The organism is Dysgonomonas reticulitermitis (assembly GCF_054601275.1).
This window is the reverse complement of record NZ_BAAHWU010000004.1, coordinates 114,174-136,724: the sequence shown is the minus strand read 5'-3', so window position 1 is coordinate 136,724 and position 22,551 is coordinate 114,174. Positions and strand designations below refer to the sequence as shown.

Genomic DNA, 22,551 nt, shown 5'->3' with positions numbered 1-22,551 from the left:
CTCTTATTCAAAATAATTAAGAATTCTGTATCCCCCATTTTTGAGATATTCTTCTTTTTTCATCAACTCAACATCATGAACAACCATATCTTGGCACAATGTCTCGAGATTATATAGCGGTTCCCAACCTAATTTAGTCCGTGATTTTGTATTATCACCTATAAGTATGTCAACCTCTGTTGGTCTGAAGTAAGCGGGATCAACACCAACAACAGCTTCACCTATTCTTTTCTTAAAACCGTCGAGATAGTCTGCTCCGACCACTTCAGAAAATTTTTGTTCATTTACTTCGGTCACATAACCTTGTTCATTTTCGTTTTCACCACGAAAATCAACTTTCACACCAACTTCAAGAAAAGACATCCGAATGAAATCTCTAATTGTTGTTGTTATTCCTGTTGATATAACATAGTCGTCCGGTGTATCTTGTTGCAAAATCAGATACATGGCCTTGATGTAATCTTTAGCATGTCCCCAATCCCTCTTGCTTGATAAATTACCCATATAAACCTTCTTCTGAAGGCCCAATGCTATACGAGCAACTGCCCGTGTAACTTTCCGGGTGACAAATGTCTCTCCTCTTAAGGGAGACTCATGATTAAAAAGAATACCATTACTGGCATGCATCCCGTAAGCTTCCCTATAATTGACAGTTATCCAATAAGCATATAGTTTTGCTACCGCATAAGGACTCCTTGGATAAAACGGGGTTGTTTCTTTTTGAGGGATCTCCTGTACCAAACCATAAAGTTCAGATGTCGAAGCCTGATAGATTCTGGTTTTATGAGTTAAGTTCAATAAACGAACGGCTTCAAGAACACGAAGGGTGCCTATACCGTCTGCATTCGCAGTATATTCAGGAACATCGAAACTAACTTTAACATGACTCATCGCTGCTAGATTGTATATCTCGTCCGGCTGAATATCCCCTATTATACGTGTCAAATTCATACTATCAGTCATATCTCCATAATGAAGAATCATATTACGATTCTCATCATGCGGATCTTGATAAAGATGATCGATCCTGTCTGTATTAAACATAGAGGATCTTCTCTTAAGTCCATGGACTGTATAACCTTTCTTTATCAAAAATTCTGATAAATATGCTCCGTCTTGTCCCGTAACGCCTGTGATAAATGCTACTTTACTCATTATTTACTTAATAAAATTTTATTAAGATATGTTTCTATATAAATTCAATATTCTAAACCCTTTTCCTGTTCCTCTAAACCTAGTGGAAAAGACTAATTCAAGGCACAAAGATAGTTTTTTTTTAACTAAAACAAATAAAACAGTCTTTATTTTCCTTTCTCTTTACATTTTCTCTTACATATTTGCTTAACAAAGATTAATTATAGAATCCATCATAAAACATTTCATCGTGATATTAAACTAGTTAAGGAGGTATATTTTATCAGAATAATCTATGTTTCCTTTTCTATGAGAAAGAAAATATGATTATAATAAAGGAGAAAATAAGCGCATCACAGATTCTTTAAACTTTGCAAAACGAGATCTTTTGTCCCATTCTTCAGCCGGCAACAGTGTGGATTGCTCCATATCTTTAAAGAATATTTCCTGTGCCTTTCGGCATGTATCTTCACTATAAATAAACGCATCAATCTCAAAATTGTGCTCAAAACTACGTATGTCCATATTTGCAGAACCTGTTATAGTCAACGAATTATCTATGGTCATCAGTTTTGAATGCAGAAATCCTGCTTCAAAGAAATAAACATTAACCTTGGCGTCTAACACTTCTTTTAAGAAAGACATAGTAGCTATATGTACAAATGTTGTATCCGAATGACGGGGAAGCATAAGCCTTACATCTACCCCGCGCATAGCAGCCATTTGCATAGCTTGCAAAAGAGAATCGGTAGGTACAAAATAAGGAGTTTGTATATAAACACTTTCTTTAGCGTTTGATATGGCCTGCAAAATACCCAAGTGAATGTCTTTATATCTTCCGACCGGCCCACTGGTAACTAGTTGCATCATATTATCACCTTTATTTGCCAGTACCGGGTAGTATGTATCCGAAGCTAAAAATTCTTTCCGGGAAGAATACCAATCTATAAGGAATGATGTTTGCAATCCTGCTACAGCTTTTCCTTCGATCTTAATATGGCTATCACGCCATATCCCGGATTTAATACCTCGCACATACCGGTCTGCAATATTCATACCTCCTACAAAGCCAACCTTTCCATCTATAACAACTATTTTACGATGATTCCGATAATTAACTCTACTTGTCAATATCTTAAAGGCAACTTTTAGAAATGGCTGAACCTCTACTCCTCTGGCTTGCATATCTTTAAAAAAGTCACGCTTAGCCTTCCATGAGCCTACATCATCATATATTAAACGCACTTCAACGCCCTCCGATGCCTTCCGCACCAGAATATCCCGTGTTTTGCGCCCGACCTCATCATCTAAAAAGATATAGTATTGAATATGGATATGTTTCTCTGCTTTTTCGAGCTCAGCAAACAAGTCTTCGAATTTGGATACCCCATCAGAATAAAACTTAACACTGCTTCCGCCATATAAAGGAGAGCTTTTCAACCGATTCAATAAATTCACCAAACCCTTATATTCATTCGGTGGATTAAGTGCTTCCAATAACTCTTTACGGCCGATGGAACGGCGATTCAGTTTTTTATACATTTTATGGGAGATAAGGCGCTGTTTGCGGCTATCCTCCCCAAAAAAATAATATATAATAAGCCCGACAAGAGGCAGCAACAGCAAAATCAATACCCATGAAATCGTTTTCAGGGGATTCCTGTTTTCCGAGATAACAACAATCATGGTGCCTAACGCGGTGGCAATATAGAGTATCTGGAATATAAGAATTAAATGATTTGCAGCTTCCACTATCTGATAATTGATTTATTCAAAGGTAAAATATATTTCATGATATTCATTTATAATGAAGACTTTGGCTACAGAAATATTTCTGTCTTGGCACAGAAAAAAATCTCCTCATCAGCATTTAAGATCCATCATCCAGCCTGCGTAGTATGTCTTCTTTCAGAATCGTTCTTTCCCATGAGAAAGTTTTATCCGTACTTTCTAAATATTCGATTATAGACAAGGACTTCAACAATCCTTCCCTATCTTTAATTTCGGAAAGATCGTATTCTGTCATTAAAAGTTTTGCATATTGCTCAAGCAAATCATAGTCTGAAATCTTTTCGACTAAATCTACCAAGCTATCATTCTTTTCAGCTTGTAAATTTTCGGAAAAGAAATTAAAACACTCATTCAAAAGCACTTCTTTTTCGGAAGTTTCCAATACAGCTTCTCCACTTACCAATTGTTCGAGTTTCTTAAAAAACTCTTCGATAAGACGCTGTAAAAAATCTTTCTTTCGCTGTTGCAACATTAGCCAATATTCTTAGTGTGTAATTTTATACAGTAACTCTTTTAGCAATTCGCCATCAGAAGCAGAAATATTCCCTACTCCTTTCGATTTACCGTCATACGTGCGAAGCAGACTAATTATCTCCATACTTTTAAAAGCTTTATAATTCTTCAATGCTTGCACATAATCTTTTGCCTGATAAGGATTTCTGAATCCCAGTTCAGCGGCAATACCTTGTTCTGTCTTATTTTTAGCCCAATAACAAACCATCAGGTTGCTGAAAAAATTGAACAAAACAGACATAGTCATTACCAAAGGGTTGTTTTTAGGGTTTTTAGCAAAATAATCCGCGATTTGATTAATCTTAAAAATATCCTTTTCAACAATCGCTTTCAACAGTTCAAAATTATTGAAATCCTTACTGATCCCAATATTTTCTTCTATCAATTCGGCTGTTATCCTCTTCTGACCGGGTGGAATCGCGATTAACAATTTGGCTATTTCATTGGTAAGCTTACTTAAGTCGTTACCTAAATAATCCGATAACATTTGGGCGGATTTCTGATCTATCCCTAATCCTTTGGTTTGCACATAGGAGGAAATGAATCCTGGAATTTTATATTCGGGTATTTTTTTCGATTCGAAAACCACACCATGCTTTTCTATTTCCGCATATAGCTTTTTACGCTTATCGAGACTCCCGTTTTTATAGTTCAAGATAAGAATTGTAGTATGCAAAGGATTTTTAGCATACACCTCCAATTCTTCTATTTTACTTAGGTTTTGAGCCTCCTTGACCACAACCAGCTGGTAATCCGACATCATAGGAAAACTACGGGCCAGAGTTATTACCGACTTTACATCAGTCTCCATCCCGTAAAGAATAGTTTGGTTAAAATCTCGTTCCTCCTCAGGCAATACCGTATCGATAAAGAGACTCGTCAGTTCATCTATATAGTAAGGCTCATCCCCCATCAATAAATAAATGGGTTTGAAGTCCCGTGATTTTATACCGGTTATAATCTGCTCGAAAGTCATATTTTAGAAACGCAAATGACGTACAGTTTGCCCGTTATTAATCAATGTAGTCAAAGCTTTAATACCGATCATCACATGCTCTTCCACGAAGTTTTGAGTCACAACATTATCGCTCTTCTCTGTTTTTACTCCGTCCGAAATCATCGGCTGGTCAGAGACCAACAACAAAGCCCCTGTCGGAATCTGGTTAGCAAATCCGCAAGTAAATAATGTGGCCGTTTCCATATCTACCGCCATTGTGCGTATCCTGCGAAGATATTCTTTAAATGTTTCGTCATACTCCCATACCCGGCGGTTAGTCGTATAAACCGTACCTGTCCAATAATCTTTCTTAAAGTCACGAATATTGGAAGATACCGCTCTCAACAGGCTAAACGCAGGCAAAGATGGTACTTCCGGCGGAAAATAGTCGTTCGATGTTCCTTCACCCCTGATAGCGGCAATAGGAAGTATATAATCTCCGAGATTGTTCTGTTTCTTAATCCCTCCGCATTTACCAAGAAATAGTACAGCTTCCGGATCTACCGCGCTAAGAAGATCCATTATTGTAGCCGCGTTCGCGCTACCCATACCAAAGTTGATAATGGTGATGCCTCCGGCCGAAGCGTTTGGCATATTTCCATCCAAACCCAGGATAGGCACATCAAAATGCTTTGCAAAAACTTCTACGTACTTGGCGAAGTTAGTTAGTAATATATGTTTGGTGAACTCGTTTAAAGGCCTCTTGGTATAGCGTGGCAGCCAATTATCCACTATTTCTTGTTTCGTTTTCATATTAATTTTACATTTGTTCGAGTTAAAACAAGTATCTTTTATTTTTTGTTGAGAATTAACAAAGATAGCAAATGTTGAAGTTAAATTTACCGCCGTTCGATATAAATGTAAAAAAAGTTAATGGAAAGGCTTCGGTTTTCGATCCTATCCGCCGGAAATTTGTGACACTAACTCCCGAAGAATGGGTTCGTCAACATTTTGTGAATTTTTTGTTAACCGAAAAAGGATACCCGCAAACTCTAATTGCAAACGAAATACAAATTGATCTGAACGGACAAAAAAAACGCTGCGATTCAGTTATATATGACCGTGGACTGTCTCCGGCAATGATAATAGAGTATAAGTCTCCCGACGTAAATATAACCCAGACTGTTTTTGACCAGATAGTGAGATACAACATTGTGCTCAAGGTTAAATACCTGATTGTCTCGAACGGGCTGAATCATTATTGCTGCCAAATGGACTATCAAAAACAGACATATGAGTATCTGCCTGAAATTCCATCATACAACAATTTACTAATCAAAGATTAGGCATAACAATAGAATGCGCTATTGTAACAGCTGTCGTTTCAATCAAAAATAGGATCATTCTCTACATTAGGTTATGCAGGTATTGGTGGCGGGGTATTTTATCACAACTTGGGTCTGGAATACCAGTATCAAGAGTGTTTAAGGGTTAAGAGATCGAATCTGTAGATATATATTAATAAAATAAGACACTTCAGTCAAATAAAATTATATCTTTAAAGACTATTAATATACTATCAAATTTTATATTATGAATATTATGAAATATCTAATTATTACAGGATGTGTTTTGGCGCTAATTAGTTGCGCGAATACAACCACTAAAACAGAAGATTGTTGTAGCGCGGACAAAGACTCGTATGAAATTGTGATGAATATTCCACAAAAGATCAAACCCGAATTTGTGTCAGCATACAAAGCGGCCTTTGAAGAATGTAGATCTGAAACATTGAAAGAAGAAACATGCCTTGCCTATGAGTTATTTGAATCCTACAAGGATAGTACTGAATTTCACTTGTTTGAAAGATGGGGAAACAAACCCGGACATCAGGCTCATATGAAGACTCCCCACATTGCCGTTTTTTTCGAAAAGACTAAAGATATGCGTGATAAGTCTGGAACAGAAAAGGTAATTACTACTGTATGTCCTCATGTAAACGCTAAATAATAATGGAAGAAGAATCTTATCTTGTGATCAAATATGACTAAGTAAATACAGAAGTATTGTATTTTCTTTCTTTCGAAAGTTGATATTCAAGGTATGGATTTAAGGTTAATCGAGCCGTCCGTCTGGGAAGATAGGCGGTTTTACTTGCGGAAATGAAGTATAATTTTCCAAATCCATCTGGAATTCTATGTTATAGAGAAAAAAAAAGAGTCACATTTCCGCGACTCTTTTGCTCTTCCTCTTGGACTTGAACCAAGGACCCTCTGATTAACAGGTGCAATCTATTCATTTTCGGTCATTTATATGTATTTTCATAGGATGTCATAGGACTTCTTTTAGACCCGTTATGACGCTTTTATTTATCTCCTAATACCATCGGCTATCTTTCAATCTCCGAATGTGTGCAAAACGTGTGCAAGACTGATAAAGGGCAAACTATCAGCACCGAAACGAAAATGCAAGCCTAAGGATTGCCAAAACGGCAAAAAATACCTTAAAACTACTCCAATCTTGATTTATTATTGACTGTAGTATATTCATTAAAAAACCACATCTATACTTATAGTCCGTTGTATGAAAATCTACAATAAAGTAACTTCACGCTTTTATTTTTGATATGGATATTAAGGAAAAAATCGGTAAAAGACTACGCGAATTACGTGTTGCCAAAGGGTTAAGTCAAGAAAAATTTTCATTTGAATGCAATTTAGACCGAACTTACATTGCAAGTATTGAGCAAGGAAGAAGAAATGTTTCTATTGCAAACATTGAAAAAATTGCCAATACTTGTAAAATCTCCGTTTCAGAATTTTTCAACTCAAATTTATTTCAATAAAACATGATAAATGTAAATGATTATGTAATTTTAACTGAAACGGTCAATGAGTTAGAAAAAAATTCTGTAGGTTTTGTAAAAGAGGTTACAATAACAAAAGCGAAAGTATTTTTTATTGGAAAACTAAAAGAAGTTGAGATTGAATTATCAAAACTTGAATTTCTTGATACATCAAAAACAGGCAGACCCAAAGGAACAGAAACAGAATATGAAACAAAAATTTGCAATGTTTGTCATATTCTCAAACCAATAGACAAATTTGATATAAATCAAAATGCAAAAGCGGGACAAACTAGACGACCTTCTTGTAAAGAATGTAGGAAAATTATTGACGGAGCTTCTTTGAAAACTTCTGAAAAGAAAAAAATGAAAGTAAAAGAAGTAGAGATTACAAAAGAAGGCTATTTTATTTGTCCAATTTGTAAAAAAGCTTCAATTCCGAATATTACAGCAAGTTTAGTAATTGACCACGACCATGAAACAGGGAATGCGAGAGATTTAATTTGCGATAGTTGTAATACAGGCTTAGGGCGTTTCAAAGACAATATTGAGTTAATGAAAGAAGCAATAGAATACCTAAAAAAACATCAAGAAAGTTAGAAAAGTTGCGGCAACATCATTTCCAATCTTTTAACAGATAAGTCGGTATATTCTTTTGATATTTCCATTCCTAAATAATTGCGTTTGTTTAATTTTGCCATTTTACAAGTCGTTCCTGAACCACTAAAAGGGTCAAATACTAAATCTCCCTCATTTGTCCAAGATAAAATATGGTCATGAGCTAATTTTTCGGGAAAAATTGCAGTATGTTGAAATGCGATTTTATCGTTTGTTGAGCCACCAAGGCCAACTGCATAACTCCAAATATTTGTTAGCGTTTTTTCTTCTTTTAATTCCGCCACAACTTTATTGTTAACTCCGTCTGCTTTTTTATTAGCAACCAATTTTTCTATTCCGTGCCGCACTGTTTTTGTTCTTAATGGATTGAATGTATAAACTTTTTCTTTCGAAAATACAAACATAAATTCATAACAATTAGTATAGGCGTTGGAGCGCATAAAAGGCGTATTTTTCTTTTGATAAATCATTACATCGTGAACATTAAAGCCAATCTCCTGAAAATATAGGCATTGTTTGAAACTTGTTAATGTGCGGTCTCCATTTTTGATTTTGTCTCCAACTACCCACACTACAACACCGCCTTTTTTTATAACTCTAAACAATTCTTTTGCAATATTCTCAAAATCAAAAGAGTATCCATTGTAATTTCGCAAGTCATCATAAGGTGGCGAAGTTACAACTAAATCAATGCACTCACTTGGCAAGCCTTTCATACCGGCCAAACAATCAACATTGTAAATATTGTTTACCTCATATTTTCCTAAATCCATAATACGTAATATTTGAGTTTACGAAGGTAATAATAATTTTTAAATTGATACCTATAATCTACCAGGGCAAACGCATCTAATATTTGTTATTAATTCCGGAATAAGTACTATCTTTCCGAAGAAAACGCTTTATGGAAAGTCCCCTTCGCTATTTTTCAACCCTTACCGACCCTCGTGTAGAAAGAACTCGCGAGCATGATCTTGAAGATATATTATTTATCGCCATAGCCTCTATAATTTGTGGAGCAGAAGGCTGGAATGAGATTGAAGAATTCGGCAAGTCTAAAGAAGACTGGCTCAAAACGTTTCTGCACCTGCCCGGAGGTATTCCTTCTCACGACACATTCAATCGTGTATTCTCAGCATTGGATCCTCAGGAATTGGAGCAGTGTTTTATGGACTGGACACGTTCGGTCGCCGATTTATGCGCGAATGAAGTGGTAGCCATAGATGGTAAGAGTATGTGCGGTAGTCGTACTTCAGATAAAAAGTCTATCGTTCACATGGTCAGTGCTTGGGCTGAAAAGAATCACATCGTATTGGGTCAAACAAAAGTTGATGAAAAGAGTAATGAAATAACAGCTATTCCCAAACTATTGGAACTACTGGTACTTAAAGGTTGTATCGTAACGATAGACGCCATGGGATGCCAAAAGGACATAGCCTCTAAAATCATAGAGAAAGAAGCTGATTACCTGTTAGCCCTCAAGGGCAATCAAGGAAACCTTTTGAAACAAGTAGAGGATTCTTTTCGTTTCCTGCCGATTCGTGATTCCAACGAAGAGTTGGATAGTGGACATGGGAGGGTGGAAACCCGCAGATGCCTGGTTATAGATGACCTTTCCCTGATTGAATCAAAGAAAGAATGGGAAGGACTAAGGACTTTGGTAAAGATAGAATCGGAACGTTATATCAAATCCAGTGGTAAGACAGAGAAGGAAATCCGGCTTTATATCAGTAGTCTTGTGGCTGATGCTAAACTCATAAACCAATCCATACGCGCTCACTGGAGTGTTGAAAACTCGTTGCATTGGGTACTTGATGTTGGTTTCAATGAAGATAGCAGTCGCAAAAGAAACGGATTTGCAGCTCAAAACTACTCTTTATTAAACCGGATAGCTTTAAACCTGTTGAAAAACGACAAAATAACAAAAGTTGGTGTCAGAGGGAAAAGACTCAAAGCAGGATGGGACAACAACTACCTAATCAATCTGATTAAAAATTAGATGCGTTTGCCCTGTATAATCTACAACGAATTATATGCCTGATTTTTAAAGTCCAAAATGAAAGAGTAAAACTATAGGAAAACGAGAAAAAAAAAGAGTCACATTTCCGCGACTCTTTTGCTCTTCCTCTTGGACTTGAACCAAGGACCCTCTGATTAACAGTCAGATGCTCTAACCGACTGAGCTAAGGAAGAATTTACTTTCGAGAGTCTTTTATTTCTTTTGCTCTTCCTCTTGGACTTGAACCAAGGACCCTCTGATTAACAGTCAGATGCTCTAACCGACTGAGCTAAGGAAGAATTATTTCTCTCAAAAGTGACGCAAAAATAGACCTTATTTCTGAAATATGCAATATCTTTACGCAAAAAAATAAGAACAGATGACGAAAGTACTAGGAATGGGTAATGCTTTGGTAGATGTATTAGCCATCATTGACAACGACAAAACGCTTGAAATTCTGGAACTTCCGAAAGGTAGCATGCAGCTTATCGACGATAAAAAATTTGAAGTATTAACGAAAGAAATAAATAAGCTGGAAACAAATATTGTTTCGGGAGGTTCGGCAGCCAACACAATTATCGGGTTAGCCCAACTAGGCATAGAAACCGGTTTTTTGGGTCGAATAGGTAAAGATTCTTATGGCGAGGTCTTCAAAAGCGATCTCATTAAATATCAGGTGAATTCTCACCTCACAGAAGCGGAAGAAGCCTCCGGAGTAGCTTCTACCTTTATATCAAAGGATGGGGAACGCACATTCGGAACATATTTGGGAACAGCTGCTAAACTGAGCGCGACCGACTTACAAGCCGGGGACTTTGAGGGATATAAATATTTTTACGTAGAGGGGTATCTGGTACAAAGCCACGAACTGATACGTAAAGCCATAATTCTGGCAAAAGAGGCCGGGGCAAAAGTTATACTTGATCTGGCCAGTTACAATGTAGTAGAAGAAAACCGCGACTTCCTGCTGGAGATTATTCCTAAATACGCGGATATTGTCTTTGCCAACGAAGAAGAAGCCCGGTCGTTACTTGGTTTGGACCCCGGAGAGGCTGTTTCTGCCCTGGCTAAAAGCGCGGAGATCGCAATCGTAAAAATGGGGGCTAAAGGCTCATGGATACAACAAGGAGAAGAAAAGGTGCTTGTGCCTGCTTATTCCGTAAACTGTGTCGACACCACCGGTGCAGGTGATCTTTACGCCGCGGGATTCATATACGGACTAATCCATCACCGTTCACTTACTGTTAGCGGACAAATAGGGACAACATTAGCAGCCCGTGTTATACAATATATAGGAGCCAAAGTTCATTATAATGAATGGGAAGAGATAGCCGCCACAATAGAAAAGATAAAATAAAACAAGAGGCTGTCCATTAAGCACGAGAGGCCGGAAGAAAAATCTTCCGGCCTCTTGTATGATCTGCTCTGTCACGCGCCCTACGGTTGCTTATTCTGCTATACAACGAATAGAGTAGCCATAATAAGAACTGCTGGTGTAGGGGTCCGTATAAGTGCCACCTTCGTGTTCGTATATACACAGTCTGCCCGTTTGTGTGACGCTGGCTTTATGAGTGCTCCAGTAGAATCCGACGTTGCCTCGGAAGCCCCCAGCTCCGTTCCCTTCGAAGCGATGGCCGGCAGCCGGCAAGTACAGCGCGGGCCCGAAGAAACGTCCACTACTAAAGTTGGTCTCGTCGTTGGTCCAAGAAGCATCGGATGGATCTGTATAAGGATTTAGTCTTAGGGTGTTGTCATATTCGTCTTCATCGATAACACCAGACCACTCTGCTAGTGTTGGCACACGATAACCTCGAGGACAAGGATCATTACTCGTTTTTGGAGTACCCCATAAGTTGTAACCTATCCCGCTAGTAGACCAACCGGAGATAGCTGCTGAGTACGGAGTGTCGACGGTAGCCACAGGGTCTTTTTGTCCCCACTGGTAGTAATCTCCATTCAGTCCTTTAGCAGGAGAGAAAGGGTTGAGCCCCTGGTTCGCGCCCAGATTGTGGCACATAAATTCTTTCCACACGCCGACGGCTACATAAGCCCCGCAACAAATGCAGTCCTGAATATTTACCAGCAACGGAATAGATACCTCTTGTACACCGTCGTTATAAATAGCGTAGATGGTTACATGGGCGGCCGCGTCGCGGCGACGTTTGTAGATTTTACCCGATACATCACTCAAATCAGTCGCGTAATTTACAGTCAGTTCGATTTCTTCACCACCAGCTATCGTACCCAGTTTACCGCCCAAATAAGAGGTGACACAATCTTCGGGGTCCACAATCTGGAAACGCAGGTCACTTATTGTTCCGTTTTTCGGTGCGGTAAAGACGTAGGTTACAGGACCCAGGGTCGCAAAATCGACCGCGACAGATGCCCGGGATTCCTGTGTACCGCATTCGGGGTCCCAATTCGACTTGTTTATGTCAAAGCAGGTTTTTCCGTAGAGCGTACCTGTTCCGAGAGGTATAGATGCGGGGTTAGAGGCTACCGTAACGGTATAGATGCCTGTCCGCACCGAATTGCCGGTACAGTCCGCGTTTGTCATCTCACAGAAATAATAATATGTACCGGCGGGTTTATTGTCCGTCAGGGTATGGGATGTCTCGCTTGCCAGTGGCGTAGGAGTGACGTAGTCGTTCGTATCATTAATGTACCACAGGTAAGCAGTCTGCGGCGAACCCGATGTATAGCCCACCGATACCGGTCCCAGCGTAAAGTCCCCCCCTGCTATGGCATTGACAGTCTGGTCTACTAAAGGATCCACGGTGGCCGGGTCGGGTTCGGCACAAGGCTGGTCACAGAATGAAACCCATTTCTGTTTGTTCCAGTATTCCACACAGTTGGTCGTTGTATTGTAAATCATTAGCCCGCTCGCTTTCTCGGACTCGGCCTGGAAAGAACTACTGCCGGTCAGGGCAATTCGCTCGTCGGTGGTCAGTCGCGGCAGGCGAAGCCCACCCTTCGTCAGATTGGTGGAAATCTCCAGTACGGAAAAACTCTCGGGCTTTTTGCTTTCGCCGACAGTCACCTGCGCGGAAACTGCCCCGGCATAAGCTGCGAGCAGCAGTACAATAATCGTAAGTTTGATTTTGTTCATGTTTTATTATATTAAGTAATCTAAAATATTTTAACTAAAATGTAACAAACTCCAGTAAACAGTAGTCAGTAGTTAGTAGTCAGTAGTTAGTAGTCAGTCAACAGTCAACCTTTTCGTCATTGCGAATTCGAAGAATCGTCATTGCGAACAGAGTGAAGCAATCCAGAGTATTGACTATTAATGGATTGCTTCGGGCGAACCCTCGCAATGACGTGCGACAGTCAACAGTCGGTCTTTTCGTCATTGCGAACAGAGTGAAGCAATCCAGAGTATTGACTATTAATGGATTGCTTCGGGCGAACCCTCGCAATGACGTGCGACAGTCAACAGTCAACAACTTGTATCTCGTATCTCGTCTACTCATAATATTTTAACTAAAATGTAACAAACTCCACAGTCATTTTTAAATTTTCAAATTTTCAAATTCGCTAATTTTCAAATTTTCAAATTACCACTGTATTTATAGATAAAAAAAAGCTGTACGGCTAAAGGATAAGCTCCCTTTATTCTCAATATATTGTTATCGTTATTTAAGCAATTCGCCAAGCTTTTCAATAACTTCATATGCGCTCAGTCCACGGGCGATAATCTTACCTTCCTTATCCAACAAAACCGAATGAGGAATTGAAGAAACCCCATAATCAGCAACCGGCTTACTATCCCAATATTTGATCTCAGATATTTGAGGCCATGTAATATTCAGATCCTTTATACCCTTTACCCAATCTTCATTGGTTCTGTCCAATGAGAACCCGACAATTTCAAAGCCTTTGTCTTTATACAGCTTATAAGCCTCTACCAATGTTGGCATCTCGGCACGGCAAGGAGGGCACCATGAAGCCCAAAAGTCAACCAGCACATATTTACCTTTCCCTGCATATTCAGACAGTGCAATATCTTTTCCATCAGGTGTTTTACCTTTTATATCGGTAAAAGTTTTACCTACCGCGGTATTTTCCAATGGAATGATACGCGCTTCTACTTTTGCCAGCTTATCTTTAAACTCAGGCTTCACCGCTGCCAACAATTCTCTGGTCTGCTCTACATCAAATCTATAAGAGTTTCTGACAAAGAAATATGTCCCAACCTGATTTTGGATATTTGCCTTTACAAAATCGTATACAGCCTGATTTTGTTGATTTTCCTTTTCTCTCAACAGCTTATCCAATGCTGCTTTATCGTGGTTAGTGGTATCGCTCTCTAACTTACCGGCTTCATCGGAAATTGCTATCAAATTAGACATCAGCGATTGATAACTGTTATTTAAAGGGGTTCCACCTACAGTAGAAACAGAATCTAAAGTAACATTGATTTGTCCCGGCTCAACAATTACGGCTACCGGAGCTTTCATATTCTCAGGAGCATCATCCAAAACAAGGAAATACATAACAGGTCCGTCTTTTGCAATGCCGTTAAAAACAAATTCACCGTTTAGGACACTGGCTGTATCAATAGTTACATATGTTTTTGGACTTCTCGACCATGTTGAATCCAGAGTCTGTAAATATACAGTCTGCCCGTCATATTCACCACCCGGCAATTTCCCCTTTATAGTGAACGCATCTTTTTCGCCACATGATGTAGCCAATGTAGCTACAACCGCAAGAAATAAAATAATCTTCTTCATTTAAATAGAATTTTAATAAAAATATAGTACTTCGAACGTCTATCAAATAACAAATATATCAACTCTTTGTCTATTTTGCATCAAATATCCCAGATATTTTATTCTCCAGAACACTTCCATTCAAATCTTTTGCGATAATTGTACCACTTTGATCGATCAAAATGGTATATGGCAACTTCTCTATGCCGTATCTGTCTATGGCAAAAGTTGTAGTATCTGCCAATTGAGGCCAACGCATTTTATATTTAGCAACGCTTTCTGTCCATTCTTTCTTATCCAAATCCTGAGGAATACCAATTATTTCAAGTCCTTTTTCTTTATATTTATTATATATCTTTATCAAAGTTGGAACCTCATCAAAGCTCGATTTTTCAGAACCCCAGAAATCTAAAAGCACATACTTGCTTTTACCGACATAATCCGACAAAGGAACCGGCTTATCATCTTTATCATAAAGCTCTACATTTGCATAAGTCATACCAACATCGGGCACAACCCGCGTGAGTTCCTCTATAAAAGTTTTTAATTGAGGACGGCTGCGAAACGATTCCGACGCCATATTGTACAGTTCAAGAATCTGATCACGGCTCAACATTTCAAGAGATTCTCTTAAGTAAAACTCCCCTGCCCTGTTTGTTATATTATTACGGGTAAAGAGATATATAGCGCTCTGCAAATCAGCATTGATAGGAGTTGTCCTTTGCTGATACTCGTTATTGGCAAGCCATCCTGTTTTCCCCGAATCGATTATTTCATTCCTTACTGTCAATATCCGGCTTATCTGCTCATACATTTTGTTCAGCTCATCATTCTTTTCTGTACCTCCGATAGATATTGCCGACCTGGAATAAGAAAATTTAATTGTACCGGGTTCTAAAACAAAATTGACCGGATTAAAAGCTTTATCATCATATCCATCTGTAATGTGAAACTCACCAACAGTTATAATCCCCATACCCGGATCATCTGTCAGATTTCCTTTTATAGAAAATTTACTGTCTTTGATTACATCCGACCCTATAATTGTACGAGTCACCTGCCCTAAGCTATCTTCTGTCTCGGAATATATATACGCTGTTTGCCCGTCATAGATATTCGTATCGAAAGAGCCTTCAACCGTATAAGATTTTTTGTCCTGACAAGATGACAAAACGAACAACAAAACAGACAGGAATAAAATTACTTTTTTCATTTAAATAACCGGATAAGTGATATGCAAAGATAAATAAATCATTCGATTATTGATCTTTACAATTTTGTTTTTGTCTCCGGATTTAACAGAATGTAATAATAATTTCTATTTTTGTCTCCGAGTATAACGCAGAATTTCTAATCTTAAAAGATTCTGAAAGCTGACAGGGCAAGAACGATTTTTCACCTTAAAATAATTACCTTTGCTCCTATTCATAAAAACGATAAAGTCATGAAGACTATATGCTTTTCAATTCTAATCTTATTCTCAGTAACGATGTGTAGCAACAAACCCAAAGAACCGGTTGTATTAATTCAAACTACCTATGGTAATATAAAAGTAAAATTGTACAACGAAACGCCTATCCATAGAGACAATTTTTTGAAACTGGCAAAAGAAGGATTCTATAAAAACCTGATTTTTCATCGAATAATAGATGGATTCATGATACAAGGCGGTGATCCTAAGACCAGAAATATGGCAGAGAAGGATACCATCGCCGAAGACAAAACAATGGGAAGCACAATCCCTGCTGAAATAAAATTTCCAATGTATTTCCATAAAAGAGGGGCTTTGGCCGCCGCTCGATGGGGAGACGCGGAAAATCCGGAAAAAGCATCTGACCCTTCCCAGTTTTATATTGTAACAGGAGTAATCCGTTCCGACAACAAGCTGGATGAAATAGAAAAGCAACGTTTCGAGCGATTGAAACAAAAAATATATTCTGACTTACAATCTCAAAATATGGATTCCATAAAGAGCATGTATAAAGATGGGAGGAAAGAGGCTATCGCTGAATTAAGAGCCAAACTTCTCGGACAAGCAGAAAAAGAAGCCGAGTCCAGAAAACCGGAAATCACATACACGGAAGAGCAGCGTGAATTTTACAAGGTAAGGGGAGGAACACCTCACCTTGATAATGAATACACTGTTTTCGGTGAAGTGATAGAAGGAATGGATGTGGTAGACAAAATACAAAAAGTAAAAACAAACGAGAAAGATAAACCATTTAAAAATATTTTCATGAACGTTGTTGTTCTGGAAGAATAAAAAAGTGATGGATAATACAGATGATAAGAAATGGACGGTACTGAGCAGTGAATACTTATCACGGGTGCCTTGGTTCACTGTCCGTCGCGATCACGTCAAATTACCCAATGGGAACGAAATACCCAACTATTATATATATGAATATCCGGATTGGGTTTGTACGTTAGCCATAACCAAAGAGAATAAGTTCTTATTGATACGTCAATACAGACACGGACATGGAAAGACTTCGCTGGAGTTATGCGCCGGAGTATGTGACGAAGACGACGCGTCCCCACTCATTTCAGCACAACGTGAACTGTTGGAAGAAACAGGTTACGGAAACGGAAAGTGGGAAGAAATAATGACAACATCCGCCAATCCCGGCACACATACCAATACCACCTACTGTTATCTGGCGACGGATGTAGAAAAAATATCGGAACAGCATCTGGAACCTTCTGAAGATATTACCGTATATTTGTTATCTTTAGACGAATTAAAAGAGATATTACTGAAGGATGAAATAAGACAATCGATGCATGTGGCAACTATTTGGAAATACCTGGCCACAAACCATTTGATGTGATTGCTTGTTTATATAATTCAATAATCTGTAAAATTAGGAATAATGAAAAAAATGAAAATCGCGATATGGTCCGACATAGCTTGCCCGTATTGCTATATAGGAAAACGAAAACTGGAAATAGCGCTCGATAAGTTTCCTCATAAGGAAAATATTGAATTGGAATGGCATAGCTATGAGTTAAACCCGGATCTACCTAAAAAGGCCACAGATCAGACAATCTACAATTATTTTGCCAAAAAGTTTGATATGAGCGAGGAAGAAGCCCGCGTATCGGAAGGAAAAGTTGCAGAACTGGCAAAAGAAGTCGGATTGAATTACGATTTCGACAAATTGATCGTAGCCAACACATCAGATGCCCTTCGTTTGGTCAAGCTGGCCCATGAATCAGGCCTGGCTACCGAAGCGGAAGAAATATTATTTGATGCCTATTTTGTAAAAGGCCTGGACATTAGCAGTCAGGATATTTTGGTACAATTGGGAACTCAGATCGGGCTAAAAGAAGCCGGTATATTATCTCTCCTGTCAAGTGATAAATATATCGCGGATATTAAAAAAGATATTGAATACAGTGAAAATGAATATGATCTGGAATACATTCCTTTTTATATCTTCAACAATAAACAAATTGTACAAGGCTCCATCGCGTCCGAAAAATATCTTGAGGTATTGAATGAAGCATATAAGGAATGGGAAAGCGGGATTTCTTCCGGAAACGGAGAGATAATAAGCGGGCAGTCTTGCTCGATAGACGGAGTTTGCAGCTAAATTATATTTACCGGTGAAAAAACAGATCAGCCTTATCACAATCTTTTTATTCATTGCGTTCTACGCCTGTAAAGACGGGGACGATTTTTCTACGGATAAAAATCTGACATTGGCTTTTTCGGAAAACACGATTAGCTTCGACACCGTTTTTTCCTCTATAGGTTCAGCTACAAGGCATTTCAAGATTTACAACCGGAATGAAAATTCTTTAAGAATCGAATCCATCGAATTGGTGAATGCCTCGAAAAGCGGATTCAGGATGAATATAGACGGCGAAAAAGGTACAAAACTGACGAATATAGAAATACTTAAAAAAGACAGTCTTTACGGCTTTGTAGAAATAACTGTCGATCCCGCAGACTCAAAAAATCCGCTTCTGATAAGAGATTCCATCCGTTTTGTAGTAAACGGCAATACTCAATATCTCCAGTTGGAGGCAGTGGGACAAGACGTATATATATGGAAGAATAAAGTAATAAAAGAAGATACTACCCTGACCGGCAAAAAGCCCTTCCTTATATATGATTCGTTAGTTGTAAATAAAGATGTAACTCTTAATATTGAGGAAGGAGCTATTTTCTTTATGAAGAACAATGCTTCTATAAAGATAAACGGAATCCTCGATACCAAAGGGACAGCACAAGCCCCTGTTACTTTCAGAGGTAGCCGTTTCGATAACATTGAAGCAGATATCCCATACGACAATGTACCCGGACAATGGGACGGGATTACTTTTCATTCCGGTAGCTATAATAATTCTCTGGAATATGTAGTAATAAAAAATGCGACAAAAGGTATAACTTTTTCTGAGTCGGATGCCGGCGACAAAAAAGCTATATTGAAAAATATTATAGTACAAAACACATCTGAGTACGGACTACAGGCGATAAATTGTAATATAGATATAGAGAACGGATTGTTTGCAAATTCCGGAAAGTATGTCGTATCTCTGTCAGGTGGCGAATATTCTTTTTTGCATTGTACACTGGCTAATTATTACAGATGGTCGGCACGTCAAACCGAAAGCCTTTTGCTAACCAATACATACGGAAACGAATTATATCCTCTCACTAAATGTGACTTCACCAATTCGATCATATACGGATCAGTATCAAACGAAATCCTATTAAAGGGGATAAGCAGTATTCCTTTTGTTTATGAGTTCCGTAACTGCCTGATCAAAGGAACTCAAATCTCAGACAACCATTTTATAAATGCCATATGGAATTCCGATCCTCAATTCAAAGACCTGAATAGCGCGGGCATTTATTCTTATAATTTTGAATTACAATCTTCATCTCCGGCAATAGGCAAAGCCGATAAAACCTATTCTTATTTTGTTCCTCTCGACTTGAAGGGAAAATCACGGCTCTACGATTCAGGTCCGGACATTGGATGTTATGAAAATTAAGATAACGCTATTCATTTTACTACTTTCTTTTTCAAGTGCTTATATTGTAGCTCAGGAAAAGTTTCGTATCATGTTTTATAATCCGGAAAACCTTTATGACACCCAAAATAATCCCGACACAAATGATGATGATCTCACACCCGAAGGAAATCTGCATTGGTCCGGGCAACGTTATTGGGATAAACTGAAAAATGTAAGCAAGGTTATTCATGCTGTGGGAGAAAATTATCCTCCTACCCTGATTGGCATTTGTGAAATAGAAAATAAATCCATCCTGCATCATCTGACAACACAAACTCCATTACGAAAAGATAAGTATGAATATGTAATTACAGGCTCGAAAGATCACCGGGGTTCAAATATAGCCCTGTTATATCAGCGCGACCAGATGAGACTGATAAGCAGAAGATCATACAGACCCGTTATTGATTCGGTAAAAACCACACGAGACATATTGCATGTAACAGGACGAGTTGTAAATGGCGATCTGCTCGATATTTTCGTTTGCCATTTCCCTTCCCGAAGCGAAGGTATAAAAAAGACCACCCCATACAGAATCATCTGCGCGCAATTGCTTAAACAAAAAACAGACAGCCTTTTCCGAATTCGAAAAAAAGCGAATATCATCATTATGGGAGACTTTAACGATTATCCCGATAATGCGAGCTTACACGAAGTATTGGGTGCAAAAGGACTTGAAGATAACATTCCGCCTAAAGCTTTGTACAATCTGTTTTATCACCGGCTAAAAGAAAAAGATGCCGGTTCATACAAGTACAGGGGAAAATGGAATTTTATCGATCAGTTTATAGTCAGCGGTAATTTACTGAACAAAGTGAACAGAACTTCAATAAAAAATAAAGCCGCTTCTATTTTCAAGGATGATTTTCTGATGGAAGAAGATACAAAATATGGAGGCCAAAAGCCTTTCAGAACTTATTCCGGATGGAAATACTTAGGCGGATATAGCGACCATTTACCTATTTATTTAGATTTGATAATAAAATAATTATCTATCTCTCCAATGCCTCTCGGATATTTCCAAAAACAGCCATTAGCAAAATACGCACTTGCTTTAGCCCTTCCACATCAATACCTGCAAGTGCAGAATCCATTGTTTGCTGCACAGCTTTCTGAGCCTTTTCTCTTATCGATTTCCCAAAATCGGTCAGGTAAATATAATTAGAGCGCCTATCCTTAGCAGAAGTACTGCGATAAACCAGATTTTGCTTGGACAAATTGTCTATAAGACGGGTCATACTGGGCTTATCTTTGAACGTGGAATTACATAGAGTTTGTTGGGTAACGCCGTCTTCATGCCATAAGAACGCCAGCACAGTCCATTGCTCAGGCGTTATTTCCAATCCCTCTTTCCTGAAATTGCGGTACATCATCCTGTTAATAGCCATCGACACCTTCCCATTAATAATAGGAAAGATAAGATCCAAGTCCTGATCCAAATCTAATATTTCTTTATTTTCCATGCGTCCTGGCTTTGTTTTATTGTACAAATGTAACATAAGAAGTCTGTATATCAAAGATTTTTTTTATGGCTTTAGCGTTTGTAGTCTAAAGAAAAAAAACTATCTTTGCGGCTCATTTGTAAAAATGACATGTTTAATTTATAATTATTTAATTTATGAACAATTACGAAACCGTTTTCATTTTGACTCCCGTTTTGTCTGATGTACAGATGAAGGAAGCGGTAGAAAAATTCAAAACTATTTTGACTAATGAAGGAGCCAAAATAGTGAATGAAGAAAACTGGGGACTTCGCAAATTGGCTTATCCAATTCAGAAGAAATCCACCGGTTTTTATGCTCTGTTAGAGTTTGAAGCTGACCCGGCTGTTATCGCCAAACTAGAAGTTAACTTCCGTCGTGACGAACGTGTGATCCGTTTCTTGACATTCCGCCAAGATAAATTCTCACACGAATATGCGCTAAAGAGAAGAAGTCTAAAATCGTCTAAAAAAGAAGAAGTAAAGGAGAATTAAATTATGGCACAACAATCAGAAATCAGATATTTGACTCCGCCTTCAGTTGATATCAAAAAGAAAAAATACTGTCGTTTCAAGAAAAACGGTATTAAGTATATCGATTACAAAGATCCTGAATTTTTGAAGAAATTCCTTAACGAGCAAGGGAAAATACTTCCTCGCCGTATTACAGGAACATCTCTTAAATTCCAACGTCGTGTAGCGCAAGCTGTGAAAAGAGCCCGTCATTTGGCGTTGCTTCCTTATGTAACAGACTTAATGAAATAAAAAAGGAGGAAAAAGTTATGCAAGTTATATTAAAAGAAGACATCCTTAACCTGGGGTATAAAGATGAAATAGTAACTGTGAAAGACGGTTACGGACGTAACTACCTTATTCCTCAAGGTAAAGCTGTGATAGCATCAGAGTCTGCAAAGAAAGTGATAGCTGAAAACCTGAAACAACGCGCTCACAAACTTGAGAAAATCAAAAAAGATGCTCAGGAATTAGGCGCCAAGATGGAAGGTATTTCCCTTACTATCGGTGCAAAAACCAGCTCTACAGGTACTATCTTTGGTTCGGTAACTAATATTCAAATAGCAGAAGCTCTTGAAAAACTAGGCTACAATGTAGATAGAAAAGTTATCATCATCAAAGACGCGGTAAAAGAAGTAGGAAGCTACAAAGCTATTGCTAAACTTCACAAAGAAGTTTCTGTCGAAATTCCTTTCGAAGTGGTATCGGAATAAAAAATATCCGACAAAATATAGAAAGAAGGATTGCTCAAAAGGCAGTCCTTTTTTTATATTTGTACATGTCAGAAACTGGCAATGTACATCAGCTTGTGCATCTTGTTCGTTTCTGACATACATCGATAAATATTATCAACACCATTGCTCCATAAATAATTTCTATATATGATCGTCTATCAATAAGGCATTAGTAATCAGAAGATAGAGATTGGCATAACATAAAGAAATTTCTTTTTTAAGTTAATTTCATTAGAAATCACTA

24 protein-coding genes and 2 tRNA genes are annotated in these 22,551 nt (G+C 38.2%); 14 read left to right on the top strand and 12 right to left on the bottom strand.

Going from position 1 to position 22,551, the window contains the following annotated elements:
* Positions 1 to 3 precede the first annotated feature (3 nt).
* The 5 genes from gmd to ACYPZI_RS03650 form a co-directional block, all read right to left on the bottom strand.
* On the bottom strand, positions 4 to 1,155 hold the full coding sequence (gene gmd, locus ACYPZI_RS03670; RefSeq protein ID WP_459598705.1) for a GDP-mannose 4,6-dehydratase: 1,152 nt from the start codon (positions 1,153 to 1,155) through the stop codon (positions 4 to 6).
* A 306-nt stretch (positions 1,156 to 1,461) separates the two neighbouring features.
* Positions 1,462 to 2,886, bottom strand: coding sequence for a cardiolipin synthase (cls, locus tag ACYPZI_RS03665; protein ID WP_459598703.1), 1,425 nt, complete (start codon positions 2,884 to 2,886; stop codon positions 1,462 to 1,464).
* 118 nt (positions 2,887 to 3,004) lie between these two features.
* On the bottom strand, positions 3,005 to 3,397 hold the full coding sequence (locus ACYPZI_RS03660; protein ID WP_459598701.1) for a hypothetical protein: 393 nt from the start codon (positions 3,395 to 3,397) through the stop codon (positions 3,005 to 3,007).
* A gap of 12 nt (positions 3,398 to 3,409) precedes the next feature.
* Positions 3,410 to 4,414: a DNA polymerase III subunit delta gene (gene holA, locus ACYPZI_RS03655; RefSeq protein WP_459598699.1), complete on the bottom strand. Its 1,005-nt coding sequence runs from the start codon at positions 4,412 to 4,414 to the stop codon at positions 3,410 to 3,412.
* A gap of 3 nt (positions 4,415 to 4,417) precedes the next feature.
* Positions 4,418 to 5,188, bottom strand: coding sequence for an AMP nucleosidase (locus tag ACYPZI_RS03650; RefSeq protein WP_459598697.1), 771 nt, complete (start codon positions 5,186 to 5,188; stop codon positions 4,418 to 4,420).
* Positions 5,189 to 5,259: 71 nt separating this feature from the next.
* On the opposite strand from ACYPZI_RS03650, the gene ACYPZI_RS03645 reads away from it, so the two are divergent.
* The 4 genes from ACYPZI_RS03645 to ACYPZI_RS03630 all read left to right on the top strand — a co-directional run bounded on the left by ACYPZI_RS03645 (position 5,260) and on the right by ACYPZI_RS03630 (position 7,820).
* Positions 5,260 to 5,721: a type I restriction enzyme HsdR N-terminal domain-containing protein gene (locus ACYPZI_RS03645; protein ID WP_459598695.1), complete on the top strand. Its 462-nt coding sequence runs from the start codon at positions 5,260 to 5,262 to the stop codon at positions 5,719 to 5,721.
* Positions 5,722 to 5,977: 256 nt separating this feature from the next.
* Positions 5,978 to 6,385, top strand: coding sequence for a putative quinol monooxygenase (locus ACYPZI_RS03640; RefSeq protein ID WP_459598693.1), 408 nt, complete (start codon positions 5,978 to 5,980; stop codon positions 6,383 to 6,385).
* Positions 6,386 to 7,001: 616 nt separating this feature from the next.
* Entirely contained in the window at positions 7,002 to 7,220 is a 219-nt protein-coding gene (locus ACYPZI_RS03635) for a helix-turn-helix domain-containing protein (RefSeq protein WP_459598691.1), read from the top strand.
* A 3-nt stretch (positions 7,221 to 7,223) separates the two neighbouring features.
* Complete coding sequence (locus tag ACYPZI_RS03630; protein WP_459598689.1) at positions 7,224 to 7,820, top strand: endonuclease VII domain-containing protein; 597 nt, start codon at positions 7,224 to 7,226, stop codon at positions 7,818 to 7,820.
* Here the strand turns inward: ACYPZI_RS03630 and ACYPZI_RS03625 are convergent.
* Positions 7,817 to 8,611: a DNA-methyltransferase gene (locus ACYPZI_RS03625; protein WP_459598687.1), complete on the bottom strand. Its 795-nt coding sequence runs from the start codon at positions 8,609 to 8,611 to the stop codon at positions 7,817 to 7,819. The two genes, ACYPZI_RS03630 and ACYPZI_RS03625, sit on opposite strands and share 4 nt — an antisense overlap.
* Positions 8,612 to 8,742: 131 nt before the next feature.
* Here ACYPZI_RS03625 and ACYPZI_RS03620 point away from each other — a divergent pair, with 131 nt between their 5' ends.
* Entirely contained in the window at positions 8,743 to 9,837 is a 1,095-nt protein-coding gene (locus ACYPZI_RS03620; RefSeq protein ID WP_459598685.1) for an ISAs1 family transposase, read from the top strand.
* Between the two features lie 120 nt (positions 9,838 to 9,957).
* Here the strand turns inward: ACYPZI_RS03620 and ACYPZI_RS03615 are convergent.
* Positions 9,958 to 10,031, bottom strand: a tRNA-Asn gene (locus ACYPZI_RS03615).
* Positions 10,032 to 10,062: 31 nt separating this feature from the next.
* Positions 10,063 to 10,136 (bottom strand) — tRNA-Asn (locus ACYPZI_RS03610).
* An 80-nt stretch (positions 10,137 to 10,216) separates the two neighbouring features.
* On the opposite strand from ACYPZI_RS03610, the gene ACYPZI_RS03605 reads away from it, so the two are divergent.
* The gene (locus ACYPZI_RS03605) at positions 10,217 to 11,194 is read left to right on the top strand and encodes an adenosine kinase (protein WP_459598683.1); all 978 of its coding nucleotides are present in this window, start codon (positions 10,217 to 10,219) and stop codon (positions 11,192 to 11,194) included.
* A gap of 90 nt (positions 11,195 to 11,284) precedes the next feature.
* Here the strand turns inward: ACYPZI_RS03605 and ACYPZI_RS03600 are convergent, their stop codons facing one another.
* The 3 genes from ACYPZI_RS03600 to ACYPZI_RS03590 all read right to left on the bottom strand — a co-directional run bounded on the left by ACYPZI_RS03600 (position 11,285) and on the right by ACYPZI_RS03590 (position 15,765).
* On the bottom strand, positions 11,285 to 12,877 hold the full coding sequence (locus ACYPZI_RS03600) for a hypothetical protein (RefSeq protein WP_459598681.1): 1,593 nt from the start codon (positions 12,875 to 12,877) through the stop codon (positions 11,285 to 11,287).
* A gap of 595 nt (positions 12,878 to 13,472) precedes the next feature.
* The gene (locus ACYPZI_RS03595) at positions 13,473 to 14,573 is read right to left on the bottom strand and encodes a thioredoxin-like domain-containing protein (RefSeq protein WP_459598679.1); all 1,101 of its coding nucleotides are present in this window, start codon (positions 14,571 to 14,573) and stop codon (positions 13,473 to 13,475) included.
* 70 nt (positions 14,574 to 14,643) lie between these two features.
* Positions 14,644 to 15,765, bottom strand: a complete 1,122-nt coding sequence (locus ACYPZI_RS03590) for a redoxin domain-containing protein (protein ID WP_459598677.1) — start codon at positions 15,763 to 15,765, stop codon at positions 14,644 to 14,646.
* Between the two features lie 276 nt (positions 15,766 to 16,041).
* Between ACYPZI_RS03590 and ACYPZI_RS03585 the strand changes: the two genes are divergently transcribed.
* From ACYPZI_RS03585 to ACYPZI_RS03565, 5 genes are read left to right on the top strand one after another with little or no spacing between them, the layout of a single operon-like run.
* Positions 16,042 to 16,815 carry a peptidylprolyl isomerase gene (locus tag ACYPZI_RS03585; RefSeq protein WP_459598795.1) on the top strand — a complete coding sequence of 258 codons (774 nt, stop codon included), beginning with the start codon at positions 16,042 to 16,044 and terminating at the stop codon, positions 16,813 to 16,815.
* A 7-nt stretch (positions 16,816 to 16,822) separates the two neighbouring features.
* Entirely contained in the window at positions 16,823 to 17,383 is a 561-nt protein-coding gene (locus tag ACYPZI_RS03580) for an NUDIX hydrolase (RefSeq protein ID WP_459598675.1), read from the top strand.
* A 42-nt stretch (positions 17,384 to 17,425) separates the two neighbouring features.
* A complete protein-coding gene (locus ACYPZI_RS03575; protein ID WP_459598673.1) occupies positions 17,426 to 18,148 on the top strand; it encodes a DsbA family oxidoreductase in 723 nt (240 codons plus the stop codon).
* Positions 18,149 to 18,161: 13 nt separating this feature from the next.
* A complete protein-coding gene (locus ACYPZI_RS03570; RefSeq protein ID WP_459598671.1) occupies positions 18,162 to 19,559 on the top strand; it encodes a choice-of-anchor Q domain-containing protein in 1,398 nt (465 codons plus the stop codon).
* Entirely contained in the window at positions 19,549 to 20,568 is a 1,020-nt protein-coding gene (locus ACYPZI_RS03565) for an endonuclease/exonuclease/phosphatase family protein (RefSeq protein WP_459598669.1), read from the top strand. Before ACYPZI_RS03570 ends, ACYPZI_RS03565 begins: the two co-directional genes overlap by 11 nt.
* Positions 20,569 to 20,572: 4 nt before the next feature.
* Here ACYPZI_RS03565 and ACYPZI_RS03560 read toward each other — a convergent pair whose 3' ends face one another.
* Positions 20,573 to 21,043: a MarR family winged helix-turn-helix transcriptional regulator gene (locus tag ACYPZI_RS03560; protein ID WP_459598667.1), complete on the bottom strand. Its 471-nt coding sequence runs from the start codon at positions 21,041 to 21,043 to the stop codon at positions 20,573 to 20,575.
* A gap of 155 nt (positions 21,044 to 21,198) precedes the next feature.
* On the opposite strand from ACYPZI_RS03560, the gene rpsF reads away from it, so the two are divergent.
* Genes rpsF through rplI form a run of 3 tightly spaced genes read left to right on the top strand, consistent with a single transcriptional unit; the run spans position 21,199 to position 22,286 of the window.
* Positions 21,199 to 21,555 carry a 30S ribosomal protein S6 gene (gene rpsF, locus ACYPZI_RS03555; protein ID WP_459598665.1) on the top strand — a complete coding sequence of 119 codons (357 nt, stop codon included), beginning with the start codon at positions 21,199 to 21,201 and terminating at the stop codon, positions 21,553 to 21,555.
* Positions 21,556 to 21,825, top strand: coding sequence for a 30S ribosomal protein S18 (gene rpsR, locus ACYPZI_RS03550; RefSeq protein WP_459598793.1), 270 nt, complete (start codon positions 21,556 to 21,558; stop codon positions 21,823 to 21,825).
* A gap of 17 nt (positions 21,826 to 21,842) precedes the next feature.
* Positions 21,843 to 22,286, top strand: a complete 444-nt coding sequence (gene rplI / locus ACYPZI_RS03545) for a 50S ribosomal protein L9 (RefSeq protein ID WP_459598663.1) — start codon at positions 21,843 to 21,845, stop codon at positions 22,284 to 22,286.
* Positions 22,287 to 22,551: the final 265 nt, after the last annotated feature.

Coding starts and splice junctions, on each gene's coding strand:
- gmd (WP_459598705.1), bottom strand. CDS start 1,155: ATGAGTAAAGTAGCATTTATCACAGGCGTTACGGGACAAGACGGAGCA.
- ACYPZI_RS03660 (WP_459598701.1), bottom strand. CDS start 3,397: ATGTTGCAACAGCGAAAGAAAGATTTTTTACAGCGTCTTATCGAAGAG.
- holA (WP_459598699.1), bottom strand. CDS start 4,414: ATGACTTTCGAGCAGATTATAACCGGTATAAAATCACGGGACTTCAAA.
- ACYPZI_RS03650 (WP_459598697.1), bottom strand. CDS start 5,188: ATGAAAACGAAACAAGAAATAGTGGATAATTGGCTGCCACGCTATACC.
- ACYPZI_RS03645 (WP_459598695.1), top strand. CDS start 5,260: ATGTTGAAGTTAAATTTACCGCCGTTCGATATAAATGTAAAAAAAGTT.
- ACYPZI_RS03640 (WP_459598693.1), top strand. CDS start 5,978: ATGAAATATCTAATTATTACAGGATGTGTTTTGGCGCTAATTAGTTGC.
- ACYPZI_RS03635 (WP_459598691.1), top strand. CDS start 7,002: ATGGATATTAAGGAAAAAATCGGTAAAAGACTACGCGAATTACGTGTT.
- ACYPZI_RS03630 (WP_459598689.1), top strand. CDS start 7,224: ATGATAAATGTAAATGATTATGTAATTTTAACTGAAACGGTCAATGAG.
- ACYPZI_RS03625 (WP_459598687.1), bottom strand. CDS start 8,611: ATGGATTTAGGAAAATATGAGGTAAACAATATTTACAATGTTGATTGT.
- ACYPZI_RS03620 (WP_459598685.1), top strand. CDS start 8,743: ATGGAAAGTCCCCTTCGCTATTTTTCAACCCTTACCGACCCTCGTGTA.
- ACYPZI_RS03605 (WP_459598683.1), top strand. CDS start 10,217: ATGACGAAAGTACTAGGAATGGGTAATGCTTTGGTAGATGTATTAGCC.
- ACYPZI_RS03595 (WP_459598679.1), bottom strand. CDS start 14,573: ATGAAGAAGATTATTTTATTTCTTGCGGTTGTAGCTACATTGGCTACA.
- ACYPZI_RS03590 (WP_459598677.1), bottom strand. CDS start 15,765: ATGAAAAAAGTAATTTTATTCCTGTCTGTTTTGTTGTTCGTTTTGTCA.
- ACYPZI_RS03585 (WP_459598795.1), top strand. CDS start 16,042: ATGTGTAGCAACAAACCCAAAGAACCGGTTGTATTAATTCAAACTACC.
- ACYPZI_RS03580 (WP_459598675.1), top strand. CDS start 16,823: ATGGATAATACAGATGATAAGAAATGGACGGTACTGAGCAGTGAATAC.
- ACYPZI_RS03575 (WP_459598673.1), top strand. CDS start 17,426: ATGAAAAAAATGAAAATCGCGATATGGTCCGACATAGCTTGCCCGTAT.
- ACYPZI_RS03565 (WP_459598669.1), top strand. CDS start 19,549: ATGAAAATTAAGATAACGCTATTCATTTTACTACTTTCTTTTTCAAGT.
- ACYPZI_RS03560 (WP_459598667.1), bottom strand. CDS start 21,043: ATGGAAAATAAAGAAATATTAGATTTGGATCAGGACTTGGATCTTATC.
- rpsF (WP_459598665.1), top strand. CDS start 21,199: ATGAACAATTACGAAACCGTTTTCATTTTGACTCCCGTTTTGTCTGAT.
- rplI (WP_459598663.1), top strand. CDS start 21,843: ATGCAAGTTATATTAAAAGAAGACATCCTTAACCTGGGGTATAAAGAT.